Source organism: Angustibacter sp. McL0619, from assembly GCF_049994355.1.
Classification (GTDB): Bacteria; Actinomycetota; Actinomycetes; order Actinomycetales; family Angustibacteraceae; genus Angustibacter.
The window spans coordinates 2,831,143-2,853,690 of record NZ_CP188257.1; the positions used below are offsets into that span (position 1 = coordinate 2,831,143).

Sequence of the window (22,548 nt, forward strand, 5' to 3'; positions counted from 1 at the left end):
CTCCTGCGCGGCTCACCACAGCAGCGCGACACCGAGGGCGACCAGCCACAGCGACCAGGCGACGTAGGCGATCGGGGTGGTCATCGCTGCGACCCGCCAGCCGGAGCGCTCGAACGGCCCGACGAACTCCAGCGAGCACAGAGCGAGCAGCGCACCGAAGACGATGCCGAGCACGCCCAGCCAGGCCGGTGCGACCGAGCTCTGCACCACCGCGGTGCCGACCAGCACGGTCCAGGCGCCGGTGAACAGGTAACCCAGGTGCTCGCCGACCGCGACGCCCAGGTAGCGGTTGAACGACTGGAACACCACGTCTACCGCCTCGCTGCGGGCCGGCGTGAGGTCGGGCTCCGCCGCGACCCGGGCCAGGTAGGGCACCAGGAACGGCCAGCGGGACAGTCCGAGGAACTGAACGAGCGCGGCTAGCACGCCGAGGGCCGCACCCAGGCGCAGGACCGTGGCGTCGGCGCCCGTGAGCACCAGGCCGAGCAGCACGGCCAGCGGCGCGAGGGCCACTGCGGTGAGCATGAACCCCCACCACCACAGCAGCAGCGCCGTGCCGCCCTCGCGGAACCCGGCCAGTACCTCGGCCGTCGGCCGGCGCAGCACGTCGGGGTAGTCGAAGACCTTGGCCAGCGCCGCGAACGCCACGTTGAAGGCGATGGGCAGCGCGACGAGCAGGACGCCGGCGACAGCGGTGGCGCTCATCGCTGGGTCGCGAGTTGGTTCGCCGCGCCGGACCCGGCTGCGGCGCCCGTGGCTGCGAGCCGGTGCAGCACTGCCCCGGTCAGCACGGTGACCAGCAACGCGCCGCTGGACCCGAACAGGACGTAGCCGCGTTCGGCGTCCACGATGACGTTGGCGGTGACCAGCCAGCCCAGTGCCCAGCTCAGCGAGACGGTGGCCGCCCAGATCGCGGCTGCGCGTCGTCCGGGACGCCAGGCCACAGCCTGTGCCGCGCCGACGAAGGCCCCGGTGACCAGCCCACCCAGCACCAGCGCGCCGACCGAGTGCGCGCCGCCGGTCAGCGCTGCGGCGAGGGCGGCGCCGACCGACGTCCCCACGGCCGTGGCGAGCACCCAGACGAGGCCGATGCCGAGTCCGCGCAGGGCCAGCCACTGGACGACGCCCAGCACGGCACCGGCGACGAGGCCGGCCAACGCGCCGGACACCGGCCCGCCGACCGAACCGGCGGTGTGGATGGCGAGCAGGCCACCGAGCGGGAACCCCAGCAGGGTGGGCAGCCAGCGGAACCAGGACATCGCGCGCTCCTCAGGTTGTGTACGTTGTACGCTACAGAGATAACGTACGCTGTACACATGAAGGAGTCAAGACCGTGAGCCGCTCCCCTGCCGCTGCGTCCCGTGGCCGTCTGGCCCGAGGATCGCTGAGCCCCGAGACGATCCTGGACGCCGCAGAGCGGGTCGCCGCGGACGGCATCGACGCGCTCACCATCCGTGCGGTGGCCGCCGAGCTCGGCGCGTCGACGATGGCGCTGTACCGCCACTTCCCCACCAAGGACGTGCTGGTCGACGCGCTGCTCGACCGAGTCCTCGCGCGGTTCGCCCCGCCGGCCGGCACGGACGACTGGCTGCACGACCTGACCGGGTGCGCTGTCGCGCACCGTGACCTGCTGGTGCGGCATCCCTGGGCTGTGGTCCCGCTGATCTCGCACCCGACGCCCGGGCTGGGCGCGGTACGAGTCGGCGAGGTCGTCCTCGCCGCGCTCGACCGCGGCGGGGTCCGCGGCGACGCGGCCGTCGCGGCGTTCAGTGGGATCATCGCGCTCAACTACGGCTGGTCGGCCTTCGCCACCAGCAAGGACGCCGCTCGGTTCGGCGACGGCACGAGCGCCGGGCTGGGCGACCTGCTCGCCGCGCTGCCGGCCGAGCAGTTCCCGCACACCGTGCGGGTGGCGAGCGCCATGGCCGGCTACGGCTCGGACGCCCACTACACGTGGGTGCTCGGGCAGCTGCTGACCGGCCTCGCCTCGCGGGCCGCGCTGCAGCCGTGACAGGCTGGACCGGGTGAGCGACCTGCCGAACCCGCTGCCGAGCCAGGTCGATCCGACCCTGTACAGCGGCGGCGCCGGCATCGTCCTGACGCTGCTCGAGGCGCACCGCCGACTCGTCGTACGCGGTGACCTGGCCGGACCAACCGGCCGTCACGACCGCCGGACTGACATGATCGCGCCATGACCGCACAGCTGGACGTGCTGACCGTCGGCTACGTGGGCGACCGCGTCGCCGGCACCGTCGCGCTGATCCGCGACGGTGACCTCGTCGCCGTCGTCGACCCGGGCATGGTCGCCGACCGGGCCCGGATCCTGGACCCCCTCGCCGAGCTCGGCGTCCGGCCGGACTCGGTGACCGATGTGGTGTTCAGCCACCACCATCCGGACCACACCATCAACGCCGCACTGTTCCTGAACGCCAGGATCCACGACTTCTGGGCGACCTATGTCGACGACGAGTGGCTCAGCCGCGACTTCGAGGGCGGCCAGGAGCAGCTCTCGCCGTCCGTCCGGCTGCTGCTCACGCCCGGTCACAGCCCGCAGGACCTCAGCACCGTCGTCGAGACCGACCAGGGCCTCGTCGTCTGCACGCACCTGTGGTGGCACGCCGACGGGCCGGCGCAGGACCCGTACGCCGATGCCGACACCCTGCGTGCCTCGCGCCGGCTGGTGCTCGACCTGGCACCGGCCCTGATCGTGCCCGGCCACGGCGAACCGTTCACCCCCGGCCCGACCACCCCCCGCTGAGCTCAGCCCGACGGGGCGATCCTGGCCGCGAGCTCGCTGCGCGAGCGCACGTCGAGCTTGATGTAGACGTGCCGCAGGTGGTACTCGATCGTCTTCGGGCTCAGGAAGAGCGCGGCCGCGGCCTCGCGCGTCGTCCGGCCGGCGGCCAGCATGCGTGCCACCTGCAGCTCCTGCGGGGTGAGGTCCTCGAGCGCGCTGGAGCTGCGCCGGTTCGCGGTCTCACCGGTCGCCTTCAGCTCGACCGCGGCCTGATCCGCCCACGGCCGCGCACCGAGCTGCTCGAAGACCGCGAGCGCAGCGCGCAGCGGTTCGCGGGCGTCGACCCGACGGCGGGCCCGACGCAGCCTCGCACCATAGGCGAGCTGGGTGCGGGCGACCTCGAAGGAGTCCACGGTGCGCCCATGGTGCTCCATGGCGCGCTCGGCCCAGTCGTCCAGTTCAGGCTCGACACACGTCATCACCGCCGCCCGGGCGGCCCGGGCCAGCGACCACGGCTGGCCCTTGACCTGCGCTCTGGCCAGGTGACGCCCCGCGATCTCGCGCGCCTCGTCGTCCCGGCCGAGCCGGACCAGCGCGTCGACGAGCTCCGGGCCGGGTGCGACGTCCACGTCGTCCAGGCCGAGGTCGACGAGCAGCCCGTCCAGACGTTCCAGGTGGTCGAGCGCCACCTCCGGCCGGCCGAGGCCCAGCTCCAGCTCGCCCAGCGCGAAGTGTGACCAGGCCACGAAGAACGCCTCGTGGCGCGACTGCGCGACCTGCACAGCCTCCTGCGCATGGGCCCGGCAGTCCACGTCGCGCCCCCGCCGCGCCTCCAGCCACGCCAACCCCGCGAGGCACCCGGCGAGGTCGCTCCAGTGCCCGGTCTCCCTGGCGAGGTTGATGCCCTCGGTGTACGTGGCCTCCGCCACGTCCCAGCGGTCGGTGGTCGCCTGGTCCCGCGCCAGGTTGAAGAGCAGGAACGGCAGTCCGCCGATCGCCGTCCGGCGCCGCAGGTCCGTCATCACCGTCCGGATCAGGTCGCGACCAGTCTCGCTCTCGCGTAGGAACAGCGGACCGGCTACGAGCCACGGCGCAAGCGTCGGGTCGTGCACCAAGGCGTCGTCCGGACCGAGCCGCTGGACCGCCCCGCGAATCCTTTCCGGGCCGCCACGACCGGTCAGCACCTCGGCCACCCCGGCGGACATCTCCCCCAACCACAGCGCTCGCTGGCTACCGGCCCGCGTCGCGAAGTCGTCGATCCGGGCCGCTGCCTCGGCCATCGTCGCCGTGTCCCCCACGAAGAAGCAGGCCAGGATCGCCTGGGCCAGCAGTCCGATCGCGGTGTCCGGGTCGTCGTCGCCGATTTCCCCTGCCGCGCTCATCAGCACGTCGCGGGCCTCCTGCCCCGATCCGGTCCGGGCCGCGACCGTGCCGTGCAGACCGGCTGCGCGAGCACGCAGCCCAGCTGGTTGCGGGAGCTCGGCCGCCCGGGCCAGCAGGGCCAGCGCCTGGTCCGCCAACCCGGCTTGCCACGAGCACTCAGCGGCTCCGACCAGTCTGTTCACCCGCTCGTCCGGACCTGGGCTGAGCCTGGCCGCCCGCTCGAACGCGCCCGCCGCGACGGCGTGGGCGGAACGATCACGGGCCCGGACCGCCGCCGTCTCCAGCAGTTGGGCGGTTTCGGCGTCCGGGCCGGTCGCGGCCTCGCCGAGGTGCCAGGCCCGTCGATCCACGTCGTCTGCCGGCAGGGCCTGCGCGAGCGCCCGGTGCACCGCCCGCCGAACGCTCGCCGACGCCTCGGAGTAGACGCCCGAACGGACCAGGTCGTGCCGGAACGCGACCTCACCCGCGCCGACCCGCACCAGGTCGGCCGCCTCGGCCTCGTCCAGCGCACCGACCTGGACGTCGAGCAGCTCGCATGCTCGGGCGACCTCTCCCAGGTCGCCGCCGGACGCGGCCGCGACCACGAGCGCCGTCCGGGCGTCGGGCGACAACTGGTCGGCACGCCGGGCGAAGGCACGCGCCAGGGACGCCGGTACCGGCAGCGGTGCGCCGGGCGGCAGGGCGTCCAGCAGGTCGGCCTCGTCGGCCAGCTCGATCAGGGCCAGCGGGTTGCCCCCGGTCGCCGCGCTGAGCCTGCTCACCACCTCGCTGCTCAACCGCCGTCCGGAGGCCAGCACGAGGTCCCCGGCCTCGGAGTCCGACAGGCCGGCGACCTGCAGGACAGGCAGTCCGGCCTCGGTCAGCGCGCAGGGGTGCCCCTCTCGGGCCGTGGCCAGCAGCACTACCGGGTCGGCGGTCAGCCGCCGCGCCGCGAAGGTCAGCGCCTGAGCGGAAGGCAGGTCGAGCAGGTGCGCATCGTCCACCAGGAGCGCCACCGGCTCGTCCTCGGCGAGCCGGCTGAGCAGGCTGAGCGTGGCCGCCCCGATCGCGAACCGGTCGCCGCCGGTACCCGGGCGCAGTGCGAGCGCCGAGGCCAGCGCCTCGGCCTGCGGCTCCGGGATGCGCTCGAGGTGCACCAGGGCCGGACGGAGCAGCTGGAGCAGCCCGCCGAACGGCACCTCGGCCTCCGACGTCGTCCCCCTGGCCCGCAGCAACCGCAACCCGGTGGCGCTGCGCGCGGCGTCCTCCAACAGTGCGGTCTTGCCGATCCCCGCCTCGCCGACCAGCACGAGGGCGCCACTCTCCCCGACCCGGGCCGCAGCCACCAGGGCCTGGATGACACGGCGCTCGCGCTCGCGGCCGACCAGCACGCATCGAGTCTAGGGAGGGACCCAGGGGGTCACCCTGATGCGATCGCGGCACCCGCGCAGCCAGGCTCGATCTCGACCGCAGACGATCTTGAGCAAAGGAACGCAGATGACCACTATCGACCGAGCCGATGCCACAGCGAAGCTGGCCGAGCGGACCATCGACCCCGACAAGCTGATGGCCTTCGTCTTCCGCGCCGTCGGAGAGGTCGGCGCCACCCTGAACACCGCACTGGTCGTGATGGGCGACGAGCTGGGGTACTACCGCGCGATGGCCGACGGGGAGCCGATCACGCCCGCTGAGCTCGCGGAGGGGACGAGCACCAGCGAGCACTACGCCCGCGAGTGGCTCAACGCGCAGGCCGCCGGCGGCTTCGTGGACTACGACCCGGACACCCGCCGCTACACGCTGCCGGCCGAGCACGCCGCGGCGCTGGTGGACGAGACCAGCCCGGCGTACCTGCCCGGGTTCTTCCAGATCGCGCACGGCACGGTGCGGGACGCGCCGGGCATCCTGGAGGCGGCGCGGGACGGTGACGGCCTGGGCTGGCACGCGCACAACAGCGACGTGCACGTCGGCTGCGAGCGGTTCTTCCGCACCATGTACAACGGCCACCTGATCGACGAGTGGCTGCCGGCGCTGGACGGCGTGGTCGACAAGCTGCAGCGCGGTGCCCGCGTCGCCGACGTCGGCTGCGGCCACGGTGCGTCCACGATCCTGATGGCGAAGTCGTTCCCGAGCTCGACGTTCATCGGCTCGGACTACCACGAGGGCTCCATCGAGATCGCCCGTCAGCGGGCCGAGGCGGCGGGGGTCAGCGACCGGGTCACCTTCGAGGTCGCACCGGCGACGGGCTACTCCGGCAGCGGCTTCGACCTCGTGACGATGTTCGACTGCCTGCACGACATGGGCGACCCGGTGGGTGCCGCACGGCACGTCAAGGAGACCATCGCGGACGACGGCACCTGGATGGTCGTCGAGCCGATGGCCGGGGACACGGTGCAGGACAACCTCAACCCGGTCGGCCGCGCCTACTACGGCTTCTCCACCCTGCTGTGCACGCCAGCCTCGCTCTCCCAGGACGTCGGTCTGGCGCTCGGGACGCAGGCCGGGCCGGCGAAGATCCGGGACGTCGCGACGGCAGCGGGCTTCGGGCACTTCCGGGCCGCTACGAACACCCCGTTCAACAACGTGCTCGAGGTCCGGCCTTGACGCTGGCCGACCACGTGCGCACGGGTGACGCCCACACCGGCAGGGAGGACACTGCCGGTGTGGGCCGTGATCCGAGCAGGGCCGCAGACCCCGACGTCCAGGGTGTCGTCGAGCGGAACGGTGTCGCCCTGGCGTACGAGGTCTTCGGGCAGGATCACCAACCGACGGTGGTGCTGGTGCCGACATGGTCGATCGTGCCCTCCCGGTTCTGGAAGGCGCAGGTCGGCTACCTGTCCCGGCACTACCGCGTGGTGACCTTCGACGGCCGCGGCAGCGGACGCTCCGGGCGGCCGGTCGGCGCGGCCGCGTACACGGACGGCGAGTACTGCGAGGACATCGTGGCGGTGATGGACGCCACCGGAACGGATCAGGCAGTGCTGGTGTCAATATCCTGTGGCGGGACCTGGTCCGTGCACGTCGCGGCCAAGCACCCCCACCGGGTGCTCGGGCTGTTCGCGATCGGGCCGGCCTGCGGGCTCTCGGTGACGGACCCCGAGCGAGAGCAGTTCGGCTGGAGTGACCGGCTCACGACCACCGAGGGCTGGGCCAAATACAACAAGCACTACTGGCTGGAAGGCGGCTACGACGACTTCGTGCGCTTCTTCTTCGACAAGATGTACCCCGAGCTGCACTCCACCAAGCAGCGCGAGGACTGCGTCGGCTGGGCGCACGAGATCTCACCGGCGACCCTCGCCGACACCACCGCCGGGCGGCTGGGCGTGGACGGCGCGGTCCGTGAGCCGCTGGAGCCGTTGTGCGCCAAGGTGACCTGCCCGGTGGTGGTCGTGCACGGGACGAATGACCAGATCCGCTCGCACGCCATCGGCGAGAAGCTGGCCGAGCTCACCGGCGGTTCCCTGGTGCTGCTCGAGGGTTCCGGCCATGGCGTCCCCGGGCGCGACCCGGTGCGGATCAACCAGCTGATCGCGCAGTTCGTGGACCGGGTCCAGCCGCCGCCGCCCGCCCGGACCACCTGGGTGCACGCCTCGAGCCGACCGCGCCGCGTGCTGTACCTGTCCTCGCCGATCGGTCTGGGACACGCCCAGCGGGACGCCGCGATCGCGGCCGAGCTACGGGCCCGGCACCCCGACGTCGAGATCGACTGGCTCGCCCAGCACCCGGTCACTACAGTCCTGCAGGACCGTGGCGAGCGCATCCACCCGGCGTCCGGCTGGCTGCGAAACGAGTCCGGACACATCGAGCACGAGTCTGGCGAGCACGACCTGCACGCCTTTCTTGCGATCCGGCGGATGGACGAGATCCTCGTTCACAACTTCATGGTCTTCTCGGACGTGGTCGCCGAGCAGGACTACGACCTCGTCGTCGGTGACGAGGCCTGGGACGTCGACTACTTCCTGCATGAGAACCCGGAGCTGAAGCGGTTCGCGTTCGCCTGGATGACGGACTTCGTGGGCTGGCTACCGATGCCGGACGGCGGCGCCGCCGAGGCCGCGCTCACCACCGACTACAACGCGGAGATGATCGAGCAGCGGGCGCGTTTCGCGCGGATCCGGGATCGTTCGGTCTTCGTCGGCAGCCCGGACGACATCGTGGACGCCGACTTCGGGCCGGGCCTGCCGCGCATCCGGGACTGGACTCAGGACAACTTTGCCTTCTCCGGGTACGTGACGGGCTTCGACCCAGCGGCACTGCAGGGTACCGAGGAACTGCGACACGGCTTGGGCATCGGGCCGGACGAAAAGCTCTGCCTGGTCACCGTGGGTGGCTCGGGCGTCGGGGCGCCGCTGCTGCGCAGGGTGCTGGACGCCGTGCCGCTGGTGCGTCAACTGTCCCCCGAGCTGCGATTCCTGTTCGTCACGGGGCCGCGGATCGATCCGGCCTCGCTGCCGGCGACCGACGGGGTCGACGTGGTCGGCTACCTGCCCGACCTGTTCCGGCACCTGGCGGCCAGCGACCTAGCCGTGGTGCAGGGGGGCCTGACGACGACCATGGAGCTGACCGCGCTGCGCAAGCCGTTCGTCTACATCCCGCTGCGTCACCACTTCGAGCAGAACCTGCATGTGCGCACCCGGCTCGACCGGTACGGCGCCGGCCGGATGCTGCCGTTCGAGACCGCGCAGGAGCCGGACGCGCTGGCGGAGGCGATCGCCAAGGAGGTCACTCGCGAGGTCGCCTACCTGCCGGTCGAGACCGACGGTGCGGCGCGGGCCGCCGACCTGCTCGCCCAGCTGATCTGACACGGGCACGACCGGCCTGGAGCGTGTCCTACCAGGTCGGAACGAGCCCGCCGTCGATGGTGAAGTCGGCACCGGTGACGTTGGCCGACCGCTCGCTCGCCAGGAGGAGCACGAGATCGGCAACCTCCTCAGGGGTGGTGAAACGCCCCGTCGGCGACTGCCGGGCGGCCTGGTCCACGACGTCCTGCGGCGTCGAGCCGGCCGCTGCCGCGAACGTCTGCGCCACGCCGCCCTCGCCGAGCCAGAGTGCGGTCGAGACCGGACCGGGAGAGACGGTGTTGAACCGGATGCCGGCAGGTGCCAGCTCCTTCGACAACGCCTTCGACGTGTTGGCCAGGGCCGCCTTGGCTGCGCCGTAGTCGAGGACGGCCGGGTCGGGCAGCACCGCGTTGACCGACGCCACGGTCACCACCGACCCACCGCCGCCCGTGATCATCACCGGGACCGCGCTGCGGAGCACCCGCACGGCGCTGAGCAGGTTCAGCTCGAGGCTCTGCTGCCACTGCTCGTCCGTGATCGCGAGGAAACCCTGGGTGCGCGCGGGAGCGTGCCCGACGTTGTTGACCAGGACGTCGAGCCGGCCGCCAGCGGCGCTGACCAGCGTGGCCGCGGCCTCGGGCTTCGCCAGATCGACGGCCACGAACGTGACGGCGCCGGCCGCCACCAGCTCGTCGAGGTCGTCGGACGACGTCCGCGCCCCCGCCACCACGCGAGCACCCTCTCGCACGAGGGCCCTGGTGATCGCCAGCCCGATCCCCCGGCTGGCACCGGTCACCACGGCGGTCTTGTCGTCCAGCTGCAGGTCCATCCCGGCTCCTCGTCTCGGCGTGTGCCCGACGCTACACATGGCCCGGAGGACCCTGGCGTCACGCACCGGCAGGGACCTGGAGGAGCGGGCGGTCCTATAGTCGGCGCGTGACGTTCGACGTCGCCGCGCAGGCGTACGACCAGTTCATGGGGCGGTTCTCCGAACCGCTCGCGATCGGGTTCGCCGATTTCACCGGGGTGCGAGCCGGCCAGCGGGCACTGGACGTCGGCTGCGGTCCGGGGGCGCTGACCGCCCGGCTCGTGGAGCGTCTGGGAGCCGACGGCGTCAGTGCAGTGGACCCCTCCACCTCGTTCGTGGCGGCGCTGGCCGAGCGGCTACCGGAGGTGGACGTGCACGCCGGGGCCGCCGAGGACCTGCCGTTCGGCGACAGCGTGTTCGACGTCGTGGCCTGCCAGCTGGTCGTGCACTTCATGGCGGACCCGTTGGCGGGGCTGCGCGAGATGCGCCGGGTCTGCCGCCCCGGAGGCACGGTCGCTGCCTGCGTCTGGCGCCGCTCGGGTCTGGGTGTGGGACCGCTGACCACGTTCTGGCAGGCGGTGGGCGACCTGAACCCGTCAGCGACCGGCGAGGACGCCCGGCCGGGTACCGGTGAAGGGGAGCTGGCCCGGCTGATGGTCGAGGCAGGGCTGCGCGACACGGTGGCGACGCTGCTCACCGTCTCGGTGCGCTTCGAGACGTTCGCCCAGTGGTGGGAGCCCTACACGTTCGGCGTCGGGCCGGCCGGCGAGTACGTCAAGGCGCTGGACGATGCGGGGTGCGAGGCCGTCCGGGCCAGGTGCGAGGACCTTCTGCCGCCGGCTCCGTTCGAGGTCAGCGGGAGCGCGTGGGCCGTCCGCGCGCACGCCTGAGATCAGCCGAAGTCCATCCCGTCGAGTGCGGACTTCGGTTGCTGGTCGGGTAGCCGCAGCATCCGGAAGGAGTTGCCGAAGCCGAGCAGACCCGCGAGCAGTGGCACCAGCAGCGCGACCTGCAGCGAGAGGTTGCGAGCGTCGGTGTTGATGGCCAGGACCTCGGCCTCTACCGCTGCGGGCTGCCCGGTGATCTGCTTGTCGAGCTGGGTGTTGCTCATCACCTCGGCGTCGTCCTCGAGGGCCGCGGAGATCTGTTGCTGCTGGGCGGCCGGGATGACCGTGCTGTTCTCGGTCATGTGGGTGAACCCGACGGACAGCGCGGCGAGCATGACGCCACCGGCGACGGCCAGACCGAAGGAGAGCCCGAAGGACCCCGCGGCCGAGTTCACCCCGGCGGCCTCGCTGACCCGCTCCTCCTCGACCGGCGCGAGCGTGTAGTTGTTGAGCTGCGAGACCAGCAGGCCCAGCCCGCAGCCGGTGATGGCGAGCGGAAGCACGAACCACCAGCCGCTGTCCGCCCGTGGGACGAACGGGATGATGACCACGACGCCGAGGCTGACCAGCGCGAAGCCGGCGCGGATGATCGATGCCGGACGCCGGTTACCGGCCCTGCGGCCGGCGACGACCGCGGCCGCGAACATGGTCAACGACAGCGGTGCCAGCGACAGCCCGGCCTCCAGCGCGTTGTACTCGAGCGTCATCTGGAAGTAGAGCGGCAGCGCGATCATCGCGCCGCCGAGGGCGACCTGCTGCAGCAGCTGGCCGGAGACGCCGGCGGTGAAGTTGGGGTGCCGGAACAGGTCGGGGTCGAGCAGGGTCACCTTGCCCTCGCGCTTGCGACGCAGGAGCCACCGGGCCAGGACGACCAGTGCGACCGCGCCGAGCACCATCAGCAGGACGACGAACTCGCCGCCCTCCTGCCAGACCAGGATCCCGAGCACCACGCCACCCATGCCGATCACGGACAGGATCGCGCCGACCACGTCGACCTGCCGTGACCCGGTGTACGGGACGTCCCGCACCAAGCGGATCTGGCTCAGCACGACCGCGATGATGACGACTTCCAGCCCGAACCCGACGCGCCACGAGAGGTAGGTCGTGACGAACCCGCCGAGCAGCGGACCCACCGCGGCAGCGATGGCGGCTGCCGCTCCGACCAGCGCGTACGCCTGCTTCTGGGCTGCCCCGGCGAAGTTGCCGTGGATCAGGGACTGCATGGCCGGCAGCAGCAGCGATGCGCCCAGGCCACCGATGATGGCCCAGAAGATGACGATCGCCGTCAGGCTCTGGGCCAGGGTCATGGCCAGCGCACCGATGGCGTACGCGCTCAACCCCAGCACGTAGGCCAGCTTGCGACCGATCAGGTCGCCGACCTTGCTGTTGATGAGGATGAACGCGGCCGACACCAGCGCCTCCAGCGCGATCGCTGACTGCACCCCGCTGGCGGTGGTGTCCAGGTCGGTCACGACGGCCGAGATCGACACGTTCATCAGAGACGTGTCGACGACCAGGACGAACATGGCCATCGCCAGCAGGAGCATCAGTCGACGGCTCCCCGAGCGCTCGGCTGCCACGACTTCATCCGGACCGGTAGCCATGGCGCCCTCTCGGCTGCAAACGCGGGATGGCGGCTCCGGGGTACCGGAGAGGCCAGCCCGGAGTTTATCGGAGCGCACACCCCACGTAGGGTCGGGATCATGGACTTTCGCTACCTCGGCAACTCCGGCCTGAAGATCTCCGAGATCACCTATGGCAACTGGCTCACCCACGGCTCGCAGGTGGAGAACGACGTGGCCACCCAGTGCGTGCACGCCGCACTCGACGTGGGCATCACCAGCTTCGACACCGCAGACGTCTACGCCAACACCAAGGCCGAGACCGTCCTGGGCGAGGCCCTCAAGGGGCAGCGGCGCGAGGGCCTGGAGATCTTCACCAAGGTCTACTGGCCGACCGGCCCCGGCGGACCCAACGACAGCGGCCTGTCCCGCAAGCACATCATGGAGTCGATCAACGGCTCCCTGCAGCGCCTGCAGACCGACTACGTCGACCTGTACCAGGCACACCGCTACGACACCGAGACGCCGCTGGAAGAGACCATGCAGGCCTTCGCGGACGTCGTCCGAGCGGGCAAGGCGCTCTACATCGGGGTCAGCGAGTGGACCGCCGAGCAGATCCGCGCCGGCCACGCGCTGTCGCGCGACCTCGGCTTCCAGCTGGTCTCGAGCCAGCCGCAGTACTCCATGCTCTGGCGGGTCATCGAGGACGAGGTGGTGCCGACCTGCGCCGAGCTCGGGATCAGCCAGATCGTCTGGTCGCCCATCGCGCAGGGCGCGCTCACCGGCAAGTACCTGCCCGGCCAGCCGCCGCCCGAGGGCTCCCGGGCGACCGACGCGGCCGGCGGCGCGGACATGATCAGCCGCTGGTTGGACGACGAGGTGCTGACCCGCGTGCAGGACCTGCGCCCGATCGCGGACGGGCTGGGGCTGAGCATGGCCCAGCTGGCGATCGCCTGGGTGCTGCAGAACGACAACGTCGCCGCGGCGCTCGTCGGGGCCTCCCGGCCAGAGCAGGTGCACGACAACGTCAAGGCAGCCGGCGTGCGCATCCCCGCTGACGCGATGGCGCAGATCGACCAGGCGATCGGCTCCGTCGTCCAGTCCGACGCAGGCCTGACGGCGGCGAACGCGCCGACGAAGCGACCGACCTGATGGCCAAGGCGCTGACCCGCGACGAGGCGATCGCCCGGCACGCGCTGCTCGACGTCCACTCCTACGAGATCGACCTGGACCTGTCCGGTGCGGGCTCCGAGCCGACGTTCGAGTCCGAGGTGCTCGTCCGGTTCACCGCGTCGGCCGCCGAGCCGACCTGGCTGGAGCTGAAGTCCGAGGCGGTGCTGGCGGCCGACCTGAACGGCGCGTCCGTGGACGCCTCCGCCTGGGCGGACGGCCGGCTCCCCCTGGACGGCCTGGTCACCGACGGCCCGAACGAGCTGCGGGTGCGGGCCCGGTTCGCCTACTCCCGCACCGGCGAGGGTCTGCACCGCTACACCGACCCGGAGGACCAGAACACCTACCTGTACAGCCAGGCGTTCCTGGACGACGCACCCCGGATCTTCGGCTGCTTCGACCAGCCGGACCTCAAGGCGACGATGACCCTCACCGTCACCGCGCCGGCCGACTGGACGGTGCTGTCGAACACCCCCGGCAAACAGACCGGGCCCGGCCACTGGGCCTTCGAGCCCACCGAGATCCTCTCGACGTACCTGTTCGCCGTCGTCGCCGGTCCGTACCACGGTGTCCGCGAGGTGCACGACGGGATCGAGATCGGCGTCTGGTGCCGCCAGTCCTGGGCCCGCCACCTGGACGCCGAGCGCCTGCTGCGCACCACCCGGCAGGGCTTCGACTACTTCCACGGCCTGTTCGGCGTCCGCTACCCGTTCGGCAAGTACGACCAGGCCTTCGTCCCGGAGTTCAACGCGGGCGCGATGGAGAACCCGGGCCTGGTGACGTTCCGCGACGAGTACTACCTGCAGCGCGGCACGGTCACCGCGGACGACCGCGAAGAGGTCGCGAACACCCAGCTGCACGAGATGGCGCACATGTGGTTCGGCGACCTGGTGACGATGAAGTGGTGGAACGACCTGTGGCTCAACGAGTCCTTCGCCGAGTACATGGCCTACCGCTGTGCCGCGGACGCCACCGAGCACACCGGCTCGTGGACGACGTTCCTGGCCAAGCGCAAGACCTGGGGCTACCTGGCCGACCAGTTCTCCACGACCCACCCGGTGGCCGGTGAGGCGGACGACACGGCCGCCGCGCTGCTGAACTTCGACGGCATCTCCTACGCCAAGGGCGCCTCCGCGCTCCGCCAGCTGGTCGAGTGGGTCGGCGACGACGCCTTCCTGGCTGCGCTGCGCCGCCACTTCGACGACCACGCGTACGCGAACGCCTCGCTGGCGGATCTCGTCGATGCGCTGACGCTCGCCAGCGGCCGGGACGTGTCGGCTTGGGGGGACCTCTGGCTGCGTACCAGCGGGGTGAGCACCTTCGGCCTGGAGCTCGCCGTGGACGACGAGCGTCGGTACAGCGCCGCGACGCTGACCCAGACCTCACCGACCGAGCTGCGCCCGCACCGGCTGCGGGTAGGCCTGTACGACCTGGACGGCGCAGCGCTGGTCCTGCGTTCCAGCCTGGACGTCGACCTGCCGGCCGAGCCTCGGCACGAGGTCACCGCCCTGGTCGGCGAACCGGCGGCCGCGCTGGTGCTGCCGAACGACGGGGACCTCACCTTCGCCCTGCTGAACCTGGACCCGGCCTCGCTGCGGGTCGTGCACGAGAAGCTGCGTGGGCTCTCGGACCCGCTGGCCCGGGCGCTGGTGTGGTTCGCGCTGGTCGAGATGGTCGGCGCGGGCCGGCTGTCGACCGGTGCGCTCGTCGAGCAGGTCTGCACGTCGATCACCGACGCGGACCCCGAGGCGGTCACCGAGCGCCTGCTCCGGGCGACCGTGACCGCGGCCGACCGCTGGGCCGAGCCGAGCAACCGCACTGCCCAGCTGGCCCGGTTGGCGGACTGGCTGGACGGCGAGGTCCGGGCCGCCGGCGCCGGCGGCGACCGCCAGCTGGCCCTCGCCCGCATGCTGGTCCGGATCAGCCCGCATCCCGAACGGCTCAGGGCCTGGCTCGCTGGCGCGGACCTGCCGGACGGCCTCACCGTGGACGCCGACCTGCGCTGGCGCGCGGTGCACCGCCTGGCGACGCTCGGCGCGCTCGACGACGCCGCGATCACCGCCGAGCGCGAGCGGGACACCACGTCCGCCGGCGCGAACTTCGCGCTGACCGCGAGGGCCGCGCTGCCGTCGGCGGAGGCGAAGGCCGCGGCCTGGTCCAGCGCGGTCGAGGGACGGCTCAGCAACCACGAGCTGTTGGCGGTGGCCACCGGCTTCTGGAGCGCCGACCAGGCAGAGCTGCTGTCGCCGTACGTCCAGCGCTTCGCCGAGGACTACCCCGAGTTCGCGCGCAGCCAGTCGACCGAGATGGCGGCCCTGTTCGGGCGGTTCATGTTCCCGGCCACCATGGTGTCTGCGCAGACGGTGCAAGTGGTGCAGGGCATGCTCGACAACGCGGACCTGCCGCCGATCGCGCGGCGGATGCTCGCCGAGGGCCGGGACGAGCTGGAGCGCGGTCTGCGAGCACGTTCGGCCGGCTGAGCGCCGGGTTCTCGGGGCCGTCGGGTGCTACTGCGCTGGACGCAGGCTCATCGGGCCGTAGATCTCGACGTCCCCCTGCTGCAGGTGTACCGCATCGACGCCGGCGTCCAGCAGGGTGCGCCACTCCTCCCCCAGCCAGCTCTCGGCGTCCGACTGGGTCGGGAAGGGCGTCGTCGGCGCACCCTCGGGGGTGAAGGTCGCGCCGTCCGCGTCGACGTAGCGCCAGATCCAGGACTCGCTCATGCCCTCGACCCTAACCACCTGGTGACGGAGCCGCCCACGACCCGTCGTCCTACGCTGCTGGCATGACCGTGACCCTCACCCAGGCCGAGCGCGAGTACCTGACGAGCCAGCCGCTGGCCCGGCTGGCCACCGTGGATGCGAGCGGCGCCCCGCAGAACAACCCGGTGGGCGCGTTCTTCGACGAGCAGACCGGTGACATCCTGATCGGCGGTCACGCCATGGGCGCCTCACGGAAGTTCCGCAACGTCCGGGCCAACGGCCAGGTGGCCCTGGTCGTGGACGACCTCGTCTCGCGGGACCCGTGGACGGTGCGCGGCCTCGAGATCCGCGGCACCGCGCTCGCCCTGGAGGACGTCGATCCGCCGGTGCCGTTCATGAGCCGTGAGGTCATCCGGATCACGCCGACCTGGGTGGCGAGCTGGGGCGTCGACCCCGCGGTCCCCGACCGTCGCAGCCGCCGAGCCTGACGCGGACCACCAGCCGCTCAGTCCCCTTCGGCCATCGCCAGCACCTTGCCCACCGTGCGCCAGTTGCGCACCGTGCCGACCTTGCCGAACTTGCGGTCGGCGCCGGGCCGCAGGAACCCCTGACCAAGCCCGTTCGGGACGAGCAGATAGGCGTGGTCCCCCACCACCTCCAGGCGCGCGTCGTTGATCAGCGCCTCCTGCAGCTCCTCGGTTGCGGCGCGCTCGGACCCCGACACCATGAACGAGACGTGAGCGTGGTCCGCGTCGTCGAACGGCAGACCGTCCACCACCTCACGCAGCTGCTTCGGGGTGCGGACGACCACGACCACCGGGAAGCCGAAGTGCTCCTCGATCCGCTGCTCGATCAGCTCGCGCACCTTCGCCGAGGACCGCATCGTCGAGGAGAAGACCAGGTTGCCGCTGGCGATGTACGTGCGGACGTCGGTCAGCCCGGCCTCCTCGCACAACGAGCGCAGCTCGGCCATCGGCAGCTTGCGGTTGCCACCGACGTTGATCCCGCGCAGGAACGCCACCCACACAGCCACCACGCACCTCCTAGCCCAGACCCGGAACGCCCCGCGACACCGCTGCGACCGCCCCGATCACCACGACCGCCGGGGCGCTGACCCGCTCGCGGGCCATCATGTCCGCCGCCGCTGACAGCGGCGACCTGGACACCCGCTGGCTGGGCAGTCCGCCGTCCTGCACGGCCACCACCGGGGTGGCCGGGTCCATCCCGTCCGCCAGCAGTGACGCGGCGATGTCCGCCATGGTGTGCACGGCCATCAGGCAGACGATCGTCAGACCGCTGCGAGCCAGCGCCGTCCAGTCCACCGAGCTGTCCGGGTGACCGGGCGGCAGGTGCCCGGAGACCACCGAGAACCCTTGCGAGACACCGCGGTGCGTCACCGGCACGCCGGCCAGCTCGGGGACGGCGACGGCACTCGTCACACCCGGCACGACCTCGACCGGCACCCCGGCATCTGCGCAGGCGAGGGCCTCCTCCATCCCCCGGCCGAACACGAACGGGTCGCCGCCCTTGAGCCGGACGACGGTCCGGCCGGCCAGGGCGTGCCGGACCAGCAGGTCGTTGATCGCCTCCTGGGGGGTGAACCGGCCGCGCGGCACTTTGGAGACGTCGACCACCTCGACGTCCTCGCGCAGACCCTCCAGCACGGCCAGCGGCGCGAGCCGGTCGACCAGCACGACGTCCGCCTCGGCGAGCCGCTCGTACCCACGGCGAGTCAGCAGCCCCGGGTCGCCCGGGCCACCGCCGACCAGGACCACCCGACCGCCGTTCGGCCGGCGGCGGCGCGGTTCGGCCCGGCGGCCGTGCAGTTCGGCCTCGACCGCGGCCAGCGCGGCGTCGCGCAGGGCCACCGAACGCAGCGGGTCCCGGCCGGACATCACCGAGACGGTGGCCGGCCCGGTCCGGGCGGTGGCCGGCGTCCACGCCGTGGCGCCGAGGGCGTCGTCCGCGCGCGAGCACCAGATCCGTCGCCGCGTCGCGGCCGCGACGACCGCGGCGTTGACCTGGGGGTCGTCCGTGCACGCGAACACCAGCCAGGCCTGGTCCACGTCCTGCTCGGCGAAGGTGCGTTCGTCCCAGTGCAGCCGGCCGCGCTCGGCCAGGTCGAACAGTGCGGCCTCGACCTGCGGCGCGACCAGGTGGACGTCGGCGCCGGACTCCAGCAGTCCGGCGACCCGGCGCAGCGCGACGTGCCCGCCGCCGACGACCAGGACGCGACGGCCCTCCAGCCGCAGTCCGAGCGGAAACGCGGGCACCTCGTTCACGGGGCCTGCGCCGCTCACGGGCCGGCCTCCGCCTTGTCGGTGACGCCGGCGGAGTCGAAGGTCGCGACCTCGGCCAGGGTGCGGGCGGCGGCCTGCACCAGCGGCACAGCGAGCACGGCGCCGGAGCCCTCGCCCAGGCGCAGGTCGAGGTCCACCAGCGGCCGCAGGCCCAGTTCGCGCAACGCCGCGGCGGCACCCGGCTCGGTGGAGCGGTGGCCGGCGACCCAGTGGTCGACGGCGTCCGGCGCCAAAGACCGAGCGGCCAGCGCGGCGGCACCGGCGATCACGCCGTCCAGCACGACCGGCACGCGCGCCGCCGCGCCGGCCAGCAGGAACCCGGCGATGGCCGCGTGCTCCAGGCCGCCGAACGCCGCCAGCACCCCGATCGGGTCGCCCGGGTCCGGCGCATGGCGCTCCATCGCCGCGCGAACGACAGCCACCTTGTGCGCCAGCACCTCGTCGTCCACACCGGTCCCGCGGCCAGTCACCGCTGCCGGGTCGAGCCTGCAGAAGGTGGCGATCAGCGCGGCGGACGCTGTGGTGTTCGCGATGCCCATGTCGCCGGCGACCAGCAGTCGGTTGCCCGCGGTGACCAGGTCACGACCCACCTCGATCCCCACTTCGAGGGCGGCGACCACCTCGTCGCGGGTCAGCGCCGGGCCCTGCGACAGGTCGGCGGTGCCCGCGCGGACCCGCCTCCGCAGCAGCCCGGGTGCGGGGTCCAGCGGTGGTCCGGCCACCCCGACGTCCACCACGCACACGTCCGCACCGGCCTGTCGGGCGAATGCGTTGACCACCGCGCCGCCGGCCAGGATGTTGGCCACCATCTGCGCTGTGACCTCCTGCGGCCAGGGGGTCACGCCCTGCGCGTGCACGCCGTGGTCTGCCGCGAACACCGCGACGGCCACCGGTTCGGGCAGCGGCGGCGGGCACTGGCCGGCGATCCCGCACAGCTGGGCACCGACCTCCTCCAGCACGCCGAGCGCCCCTCGGGGCTTGGTCAGGGCGTGCTGGCGAGCCCAACCAGCGGCCACGGCCTGCTGGTCGGCCGGCCGCACCGCCTGGACGGTCTGCTGGATCACGGACACCGACTCTCCTCGTTGCTGTCGCCGACCCCACGCCTCATGGTGCACGGCCCAGCCCAGCGGCCGCTGCCTCGCCCAGCCCTCGAGCGCCAGCTCGGGGGCCGGACCGAAGGCCTCGACGTGCCCGAGGCAGAGGTAGGCGACGACGTCCACGTGGTCCGGCAGACCGAGTTCACGGGACAGCTCGGCCGGCTCCGCGAAGCTGACCCAGCCCACCCCGAGCCCCTCGGCCCGTGCCGCCAACCAGAGGTTCTGCACGGCGAGAGCCACGCTGAACTCGGCAGTGCGGGGATCGGCGTGCCGGCCCAGCACGTGCCGGCCCCCGCGCGTCGGGTCGCAGGTGACGACCAGGTTCACCGGGGTGTCGAGCACCGCGTCGACCTTGAGGCCGGCGAAGGCGCGGGCCCGGGCCGGCGGCAGGGTCCGCGCGAACGCCTGGCGCTGGGCCTGCACCAGCGCGGCGACCCGCTCACGGGTCCCGCGGTCGCGCAGCACCAGGAAGTCCCAGGGTTGGCTCAGCCCGACGCTTGGCGCCCGGTGCGCCGCGGCGAGCACCCGCTCCAGGACGACGTCGGTGACCTCGTCGGGTAGGAATCCACGGCGCACGTCCCGCCGCTCCTGGATCACCCGGTACACGGCGTCCCGGTCGCTCTGCTGGTACGGCGGATGGCTCACGGCAGCTCCAGGATCGTCGCCAGGCACGCCACCACGGCGTCGCTGGTCTGCGGGTCCCGGACGGCGACCCGGAGCCAGTCCGGTCCGAGCCCGGGGAAGGTGTCGCAGCGGCGGACGGCGAAACCGTTGTCCCGCAGCGCCTGCCGCACCACAAGACCGTTCGGCACCGGGACGAGCACGAACGGCCCGGCAGCCGGCCGGACGGCGTGCAACCCGATCCCGGACAGCCGTTCGATCAGGTGCTCCCGGGCGCTCCGCACCTCGACGGCTGCCCGGTCCGCCTCGGCCAGCGCCGCGGGCTCACTGCACGCGGCCGCGGCGACGGCCGCCAGCGTGGACACCGACCAGGGCGGCTGGACGGTGCGGCAGCGGCGCACCAACCCGGCCGGTGCGATCAGGTACCCGGCGCGCAGCCCGGCCAAACCCCAGGTCTTGGTCAGGCTGCGCACGACGACCAGCCCCGGCGTCCCGGCCAGGCCGGCCAGCGACTCGGGCTCGCCGGGCACGGCGTCCATGAACGCCTCGTCCACGACGAGCGTTCGTCCGGGACGCAGGAGCGCCCGGACCGTGTCCGCCGGGTGCAGCACGGACGTCGGGTTGGTCGGGTTGCCCAGCACCACCAGGTCGGCCCGGCCCGGGACCCGCTCCGGGTCCAGCCGGAAGCCGTCCGCGGGCTCGAGCAGCAGCCGGTGCACGCGGTGACCGGCCGCCGCCAGCGCGACCTCGGGTTCGGTGAACTGCGGGTGCACGACCAACGCGTGCCGCACGTCGGTGCCGGGCCGCAGCGCCCGGGCGAGCAGGGTGAACGCCTCGGCACCCCCTGCTGTGAGCAGTACCTCGTCCGCCGGACGGCCGTGCCGACGTGCCACCGCGGCCGTGGCCTGCGCAGGGTCCGGGTAGGCGGCCAGGTCGTCGACCGCGGCGACCAGCTGGTCGCGCAGCCAGCCGGGCGCCGACGCCCGCACGTTGACGGCGAGGTCGACCAGACCCGGCTCGACCTCGCGGTCGCCGTGGTGGCTCAGGTCGGGCTCCGGCGCACCGTCCGGGCCGACGTGGGTCGCCGGGTCAGCCACGGACCGGCTCCGCGTGCTTTGCCGCAGCGGCCACAAAACGCTGGGCCGCCTGCGGGTGGCCGGCCCAGTGCACGTGCAGGAACGAGGCGTGCAGCCGCGCCGAGGCGAACCCCTCGGTGCGCCCGCCGTAGCCGGTGTCGCGGAACTGCCAGGCCGGCGGCGAGCCGTGCCCGGGAAGCACCTGGGTGCGGTGGAACTCGTGGCCGGTGACGCTCTCCCCCGTCGCGGTCAGCAGGGAGTCCTGGCTCGCCGTTGCCTGCCGGTACCCCAGGGTCAGCCGGCCGGTCATCTCGGCGGTGGCGTCGACGGCCCCGACCAGCGGCAGTCCGTCGAGCTCGCGGCACAGGTAGAGCAGGCCGGCGCACTCGGCGACCACCGGCAGCCCCGAGCCGATGCGCTGGAACACGTCAGCACGCAGCAGCACGTTCGCGGACAGCTCTTCGACGTACACCTCCGGGAAGCCGCCGCCGAGGTAGAGGGCCGACGTCTGCGCCGGCAGCGCCTGGTCGCGCAGCGGGTCGACGTCCACCACCTGAGCACCGGCGGCGGCCAGCAGCTCGTCGGTCTCGGTGTAGCGGAAGCTGAACGCGCTGCCGCCGGCGCTGGCGACCAGCGGCGCGGGACCGGGGCTGGCGCTCACCTCGTCCGCCGGGTTCCACGCGGTCGCGCTGAGCGGCGCGGCCGAGCGGGCGACGCGCAGCACGGCGTCCAGGTCGGTGCCGGCCGCCACCCGCGCGCCGAGCAGCCGCACGGCCGCCTGGGCCTCGTCAGCCCGCTCGACGGCCGGGACCAGTCCGAGGTGGCGCGACGGCGTCGCCAGCCCCTCGTCGCGCCCGAGGCTGCCCAGCACGGCGACCCCGGTCGGCTGCAGCGCCTCACGGATCTCGTCCTCGTGACGCTGGCTGGCCACCCGGTTCAGGATCACCCCCGCGATCCGCACCCGTGGGTCGTAGCCCGCGAACCCGAGCACGGTGGCCGCGACGCTGCGACTGGCCCCGGACACATCGACGACCAGCACCACCGGCGCGTCCAGCAGCCGTGCGACGTGCGCGGTGGAGGCCATCCCGCCGGTGCCGATCGCACCGTCGAACAGACCCATCACCCCTTCGACCACCGCGACGTCGGCTGGACGCGGTGTCAGCGCGCCGTGCAGGAACAGCGGCGCCACCCGATGCTCACCCTGCAGCACCGGGTCGAGATTGCGCGGTGGGCGGCCGGTGGCCAGGGCGTGGTAGCCGGGGTCGATGTAGTCGGGGCCGATCTTGTGCCCGGAGACCTCAAGCCCCCGATCGCGAAGCGCAGCCATCAGGCCGGTGGCGACCGTGGTCTTCCCATGTCCGGAGCCCGGCGCAGCGATGACGAGCCGGGGCACCTGGAACACCGGTCGATGCTCCCACAGCGCCCTGCCCCGGACCGCAGCGGGACGG

The 22,548-nt window shown here is 72.7% G+C and carries 20 protein-coding genes; 9 read left to right on the forward strand and 11 right to left on the reverse strand.

All coding sequences use genetic code 11. The features are described from left to right. Positions 1-12: 12 nt before the first annotated feature. A complete protein-coding gene (locus tag ACPPVT_RS13100; RefSeq protein ID WP_426560912.1) occupies positions 13-705 on the reverse strand; it encodes a DUF4386 domain-containing protein in 693 nt (230 codons plus the stop codon). Further along, positions 702-1,259 (reverse strand): hypothetical protein, encoded by a 558-nt coding sequence (locus tag ACPPVT_RS13105; RefSeq protein WP_426560914.1) that lies wholly within the window; start codon positions 1,257-1,259, stop codon positions 702-704. The genes ACPPVT_RS13100 and ACPPVT_RS13105 overlap by 4 nt, the downstream gene beginning before the upstream one ends. Before the next feature lie 74 nt (positions 1,260-1,333). Here ACPPVT_RS13105 and ACPPVT_RS13110 point away from each other — a divergent pair, with 74 nt between their 5' ends. The 3 genes from ACPPVT_RS13110 to ACPPVT_RS13120 are packed head-to-tail and all read left to right on the forward strand — an operon-like array spanning position 1,334 to position 2,758. Continuing rightward, on the forward strand, positions 1,334-2,011 hold the full coding sequence (locus tag ACPPVT_RS13110; protein ID WP_426560916.1) for a TetR/AcrR family transcriptional regulator: 678 nt from the start codon (positions 1,334-1,336) through the stop codon (positions 2,009-2,011). A 13-nt stretch (positions 2,012-2,024) separates the two neighbouring features. Then, a complete protein-coding gene (locus tag ACPPVT_RS13115; protein ID WP_426560918.1) occupies positions 2,025-2,195 on the forward strand; it encodes a hypothetical protein in 171 nt (56 codons plus the stop codon). Further along, complete coding sequence (locus tag ACPPVT_RS13120; RefSeq protein WP_426560919.1) at positions 2,192-2,758, forward strand: MBL fold metallo-hydrolase; 567 nt, start codon at positions 2,192-2,194, stop codon at positions 2,756-2,758. Before ACPPVT_RS13115 ends, ACPPVT_RS13120 begins: the two co-directional genes overlap by 4 nt. Before the next feature lie 2 nt (positions 2,759-2,760). Here the strand turns inward: ACPPVT_RS13120 and ACPPVT_RS13125 are convergent, their stop codons facing one another. Further along, entirely contained in the window at positions 2,761-5,490 is a 2,730-nt protein-coding gene (locus tag ACPPVT_RS13125) for an ATP-binding protein (RefSeq protein WP_426560921.1), read from the reverse strand. Positions 5,491-5,596: 106 nt separating this feature from the next. On the opposite strand from ACPPVT_RS13125, the gene ACPPVT_RS13130 reads away from it, so the two are divergent. Together ACPPVT_RS13130 and ACPPVT_RS13135 are read left to right on the forward strand one after the other, a co-directional pair. Continuing rightward, positions 5,597-6,700, forward strand: a complete 1,104-nt coding sequence (locus ACPPVT_RS13130; protein WP_426560923.1) for a class I SAM-dependent methyltransferase — start codon at positions 5,597-5,599, stop codon at positions 6,698-6,700. Between the two features lie 59 nt (positions 6,701-6,759). Further along, on the forward strand, positions 6,760-8,898 hold the full coding sequence (locus ACPPVT_RS13135) for an alpha/beta fold hydrolase (protein WP_426560925.1): 2,139 nt from the start codon (positions 6,760-6,762) through the stop codon (positions 8,896-8,898). A 28-nt stretch (positions 8,899-8,926) separates the two neighbouring features. On the opposite strand, the gene ACPPVT_RS13140 is transcribed toward ACPPVT_RS13135, so the two are convergent. Then, positions 8,927-9,706 (reverse strand): SDR family oxidoreductase, encoded by a 780-nt coding sequence (locus ACPPVT_RS13140; protein WP_426560927.1) that lies wholly within the window; start codon positions 9,704-9,706, stop codon positions 8,927-8,929. A gap of 107 nt (positions 9,707-9,813) precedes the next feature. Here ACPPVT_RS13140 and ACPPVT_RS13145 point away from each other — a divergent pair, with 107 nt between their 5' ends. Then, positions 9,814-10,575, forward strand: coding sequence for a class I SAM-dependent methyltransferase (locus ACPPVT_RS13145; protein WP_426560929.1), 762 nt, complete (start codon positions 9,814-9,816; stop codon positions 10,573-10,575). A 2-nt stretch (positions 10,576-10,577) separates the two neighbouring features. On the opposite strand, the gene ACPPVT_RS13150 is transcribed toward ACPPVT_RS13145, so the two are convergent. After that, positions 10,578-12,176, reverse strand: coding sequence for an MFS transporter (locus ACPPVT_RS13150; protein ID WP_426560931.1), 1,599 nt, complete (start codon positions 12,174-12,176; stop codon positions 10,578-10,580). 99 nt (positions 12,177-12,275) lie between these two features. Between ACPPVT_RS13150 and ACPPVT_RS13155 the strand changes: the two genes are divergently transcribed. Then, positions 12,276-13,286, forward strand: coding sequence for an aldo/keto reductase family protein (locus ACPPVT_RS13155; protein ID WP_426560933.1), 1,011 nt, complete (start codon positions 12,276-12,278; stop codon positions 13,284-13,286). After that, the gene (gene pepN, locus ACPPVT_RS13160) at positions 13,286-15,784 is read left to right on the forward strand and encodes an aminopeptidase N (RefSeq protein ID WP_426560935.1); all 2,499 of its coding nucleotides are present in this window, start codon (positions 13,286-13,288) and stop codon (positions 15,782-15,784) included. The genes ACPPVT_RS13155 and pepN overlap by 1 nt, the downstream gene beginning before the upstream one ends. A gap of 27 nt (positions 15,785-15,811) precedes the next feature. Here the strand turns inward: pepN and ACPPVT_RS13165 are convergent, their stop codons facing one another. Then, positions 15,812-16,027: a hypothetical protein gene (locus ACPPVT_RS13165; protein ID WP_426560937.1), complete on the reverse strand. Its 216-nt coding sequence runs from the start codon at positions 16,025-16,027 to the stop codon at positions 15,812-15,814. Between the two features lie 62 nt (positions 16,028-16,089). Here ACPPVT_RS13165 and ACPPVT_RS13170 point away from each other — a divergent pair, with 62 nt between their 5' ends. After that, positions 16,090-16,494 (forward strand): PPOX class F420-dependent oxidoreductase, encoded by a 405-nt coding sequence (locus ACPPVT_RS13170; RefSeq protein ID WP_426560939.1) that lies wholly within the window; start codon positions 16,090-16,092, stop codon positions 16,492-16,494. A gap of 17 nt (positions 16,495-16,511) precedes the next feature. Here ACPPVT_RS13170 and ACPPVT_RS13175 read toward each other — a convergent pair whose 3' ends face one another. The 5 genes from ACPPVT_RS13175 to ACPPVT_RS13195 are packed head-to-tail and all read right to left on the reverse strand — an operon-like array spanning position 16,512 to position 22,502. After that, a complete protein-coding gene (locus ACPPVT_RS13175) occupies positions 16,512-17,039 on the reverse strand; it encodes a DUF1697 domain-containing protein (protein ID WP_426560941.1) in 528 nt (175 codons plus the stop codon). 10 nt (positions 17,040-17,049) lie between these two features. Further along, complete coding sequence (cobA, locus tag ACPPVT_RS13180; protein WP_426560943.1) at positions 17,050-18,288, reverse strand: uroporphyrinogen-III C-methyltransferase; 1,239 nt, start codon at positions 18,286-18,288, stop codon at positions 17,050-17,052. Between the two features lie 14 nt (positions 18,289-18,302). Then, positions 18,303-20,048 carry a nicotinate-nucleotide--dimethylbenzimidazole phosphoribosyltransferase gene (gene cobT / locus ACPPVT_RS13185; protein ID WP_426560944.1) on the reverse strand — a complete coding sequence of 582 codons (1,746 nt, stop codon included), beginning with the start codon at positions 20,046-20,048 and terminating at the stop codon, positions 18,303-18,305. Next, entirely contained in the window at positions 20,045-21,121 is a 1,077-nt protein-coding gene (gene cobC, locus ACPPVT_RS13190; protein ID WP_426560946.1) for an Rv2231c family pyridoxal phosphate-dependent protein CobC, read from the reverse strand. Before cobC ends, cobT begins: the two co-directional genes overlap by 4 nt. Further along, entirely contained in the window at positions 21,114-22,502 is a 1,389-nt protein-coding gene (locus tag ACPPVT_RS13195; protein WP_426560948.1) for a cobyrinate a,c-diamide synthase, read from the reverse strand. The genes cobC and ACPPVT_RS13195 overlap by 8 nt, the downstream gene beginning before the upstream one ends. Positions 22,503-22,548: the final 46 nt, after the last annotated feature.

Bases quoted from the DNA above. Each gene is read 5' to 3' on its own strand.
- ACPPVT_RS13100 (WP_426560912.1), bottom strand. From the start codon at position 705: ATGAGCGCCACCGCTGTCGCCGGCGTCCTGCTCGTCGCGCTGCCCATC.
- ACPPVT_RS13105 (WP_426560914.1), bottom strand. From the start codon at position 1,259: ATGTCCTGGTTCCGCTGGCTGCCCACCCTGCTGGGGTTCCCGCTCGGT.
- ACPPVT_RS13120 (WP_426560919.1), top strand. From the start codon at position 2,192: ATGACCGCACAGCTGGACGTGCTGACCGTCGGCTACGTGGGCGACCGC.
- ACPPVT_RS13130 (WP_426560923.1), top strand. From the start codon at position 5,597: ATGACCACTATCGACCGAGCCGATGCCACAGCGAAGCTGGCCGAGCGG.
- ACPPVT_RS13140 (WP_426560927.1), bottom strand. From the start codon at position 9,706: ATGGACCTGCAGCTGGACGACAAGACCGCCGTGGTGACCGGTGCCAGC.
- ACPPVT_RS13150 (WP_426560931.1), bottom strand. From the start codon at position 12,176: ATGGCTACCGGTCCGGATGAAGTCGTGGCAGCCGAGCGCTCGGGGAGC.
- ACPPVT_RS13155 (WP_426560933.1), top strand. From the start codon at position 12,276: ATGGACTTTCGCTACCTCGGCAACTCCGGCCTGAAGATCTCCGAGATC.
- pepN (WP_426560935.1), top strand. From the start codon at position 13,286: ATGGCCAAGGCGCTGACCCGCGACGAGGCGATCGCCCGGCACGCGCTG.
- ACPPVT_RS13165 (WP_426560937.1), bottom strand. From the start codon at position 16,027: ATGAGCGAGTCCTGGATCTGGCGCTACGTCGACGCGGACGGCGCGACC.
- ACPPVT_RS13170 (WP_426560939.1), top strand. From the start codon at position 16,090: ATGACCGTGACCCTCACCCAGGCCGAGCGCGAGTACCTGACGAGCCAG.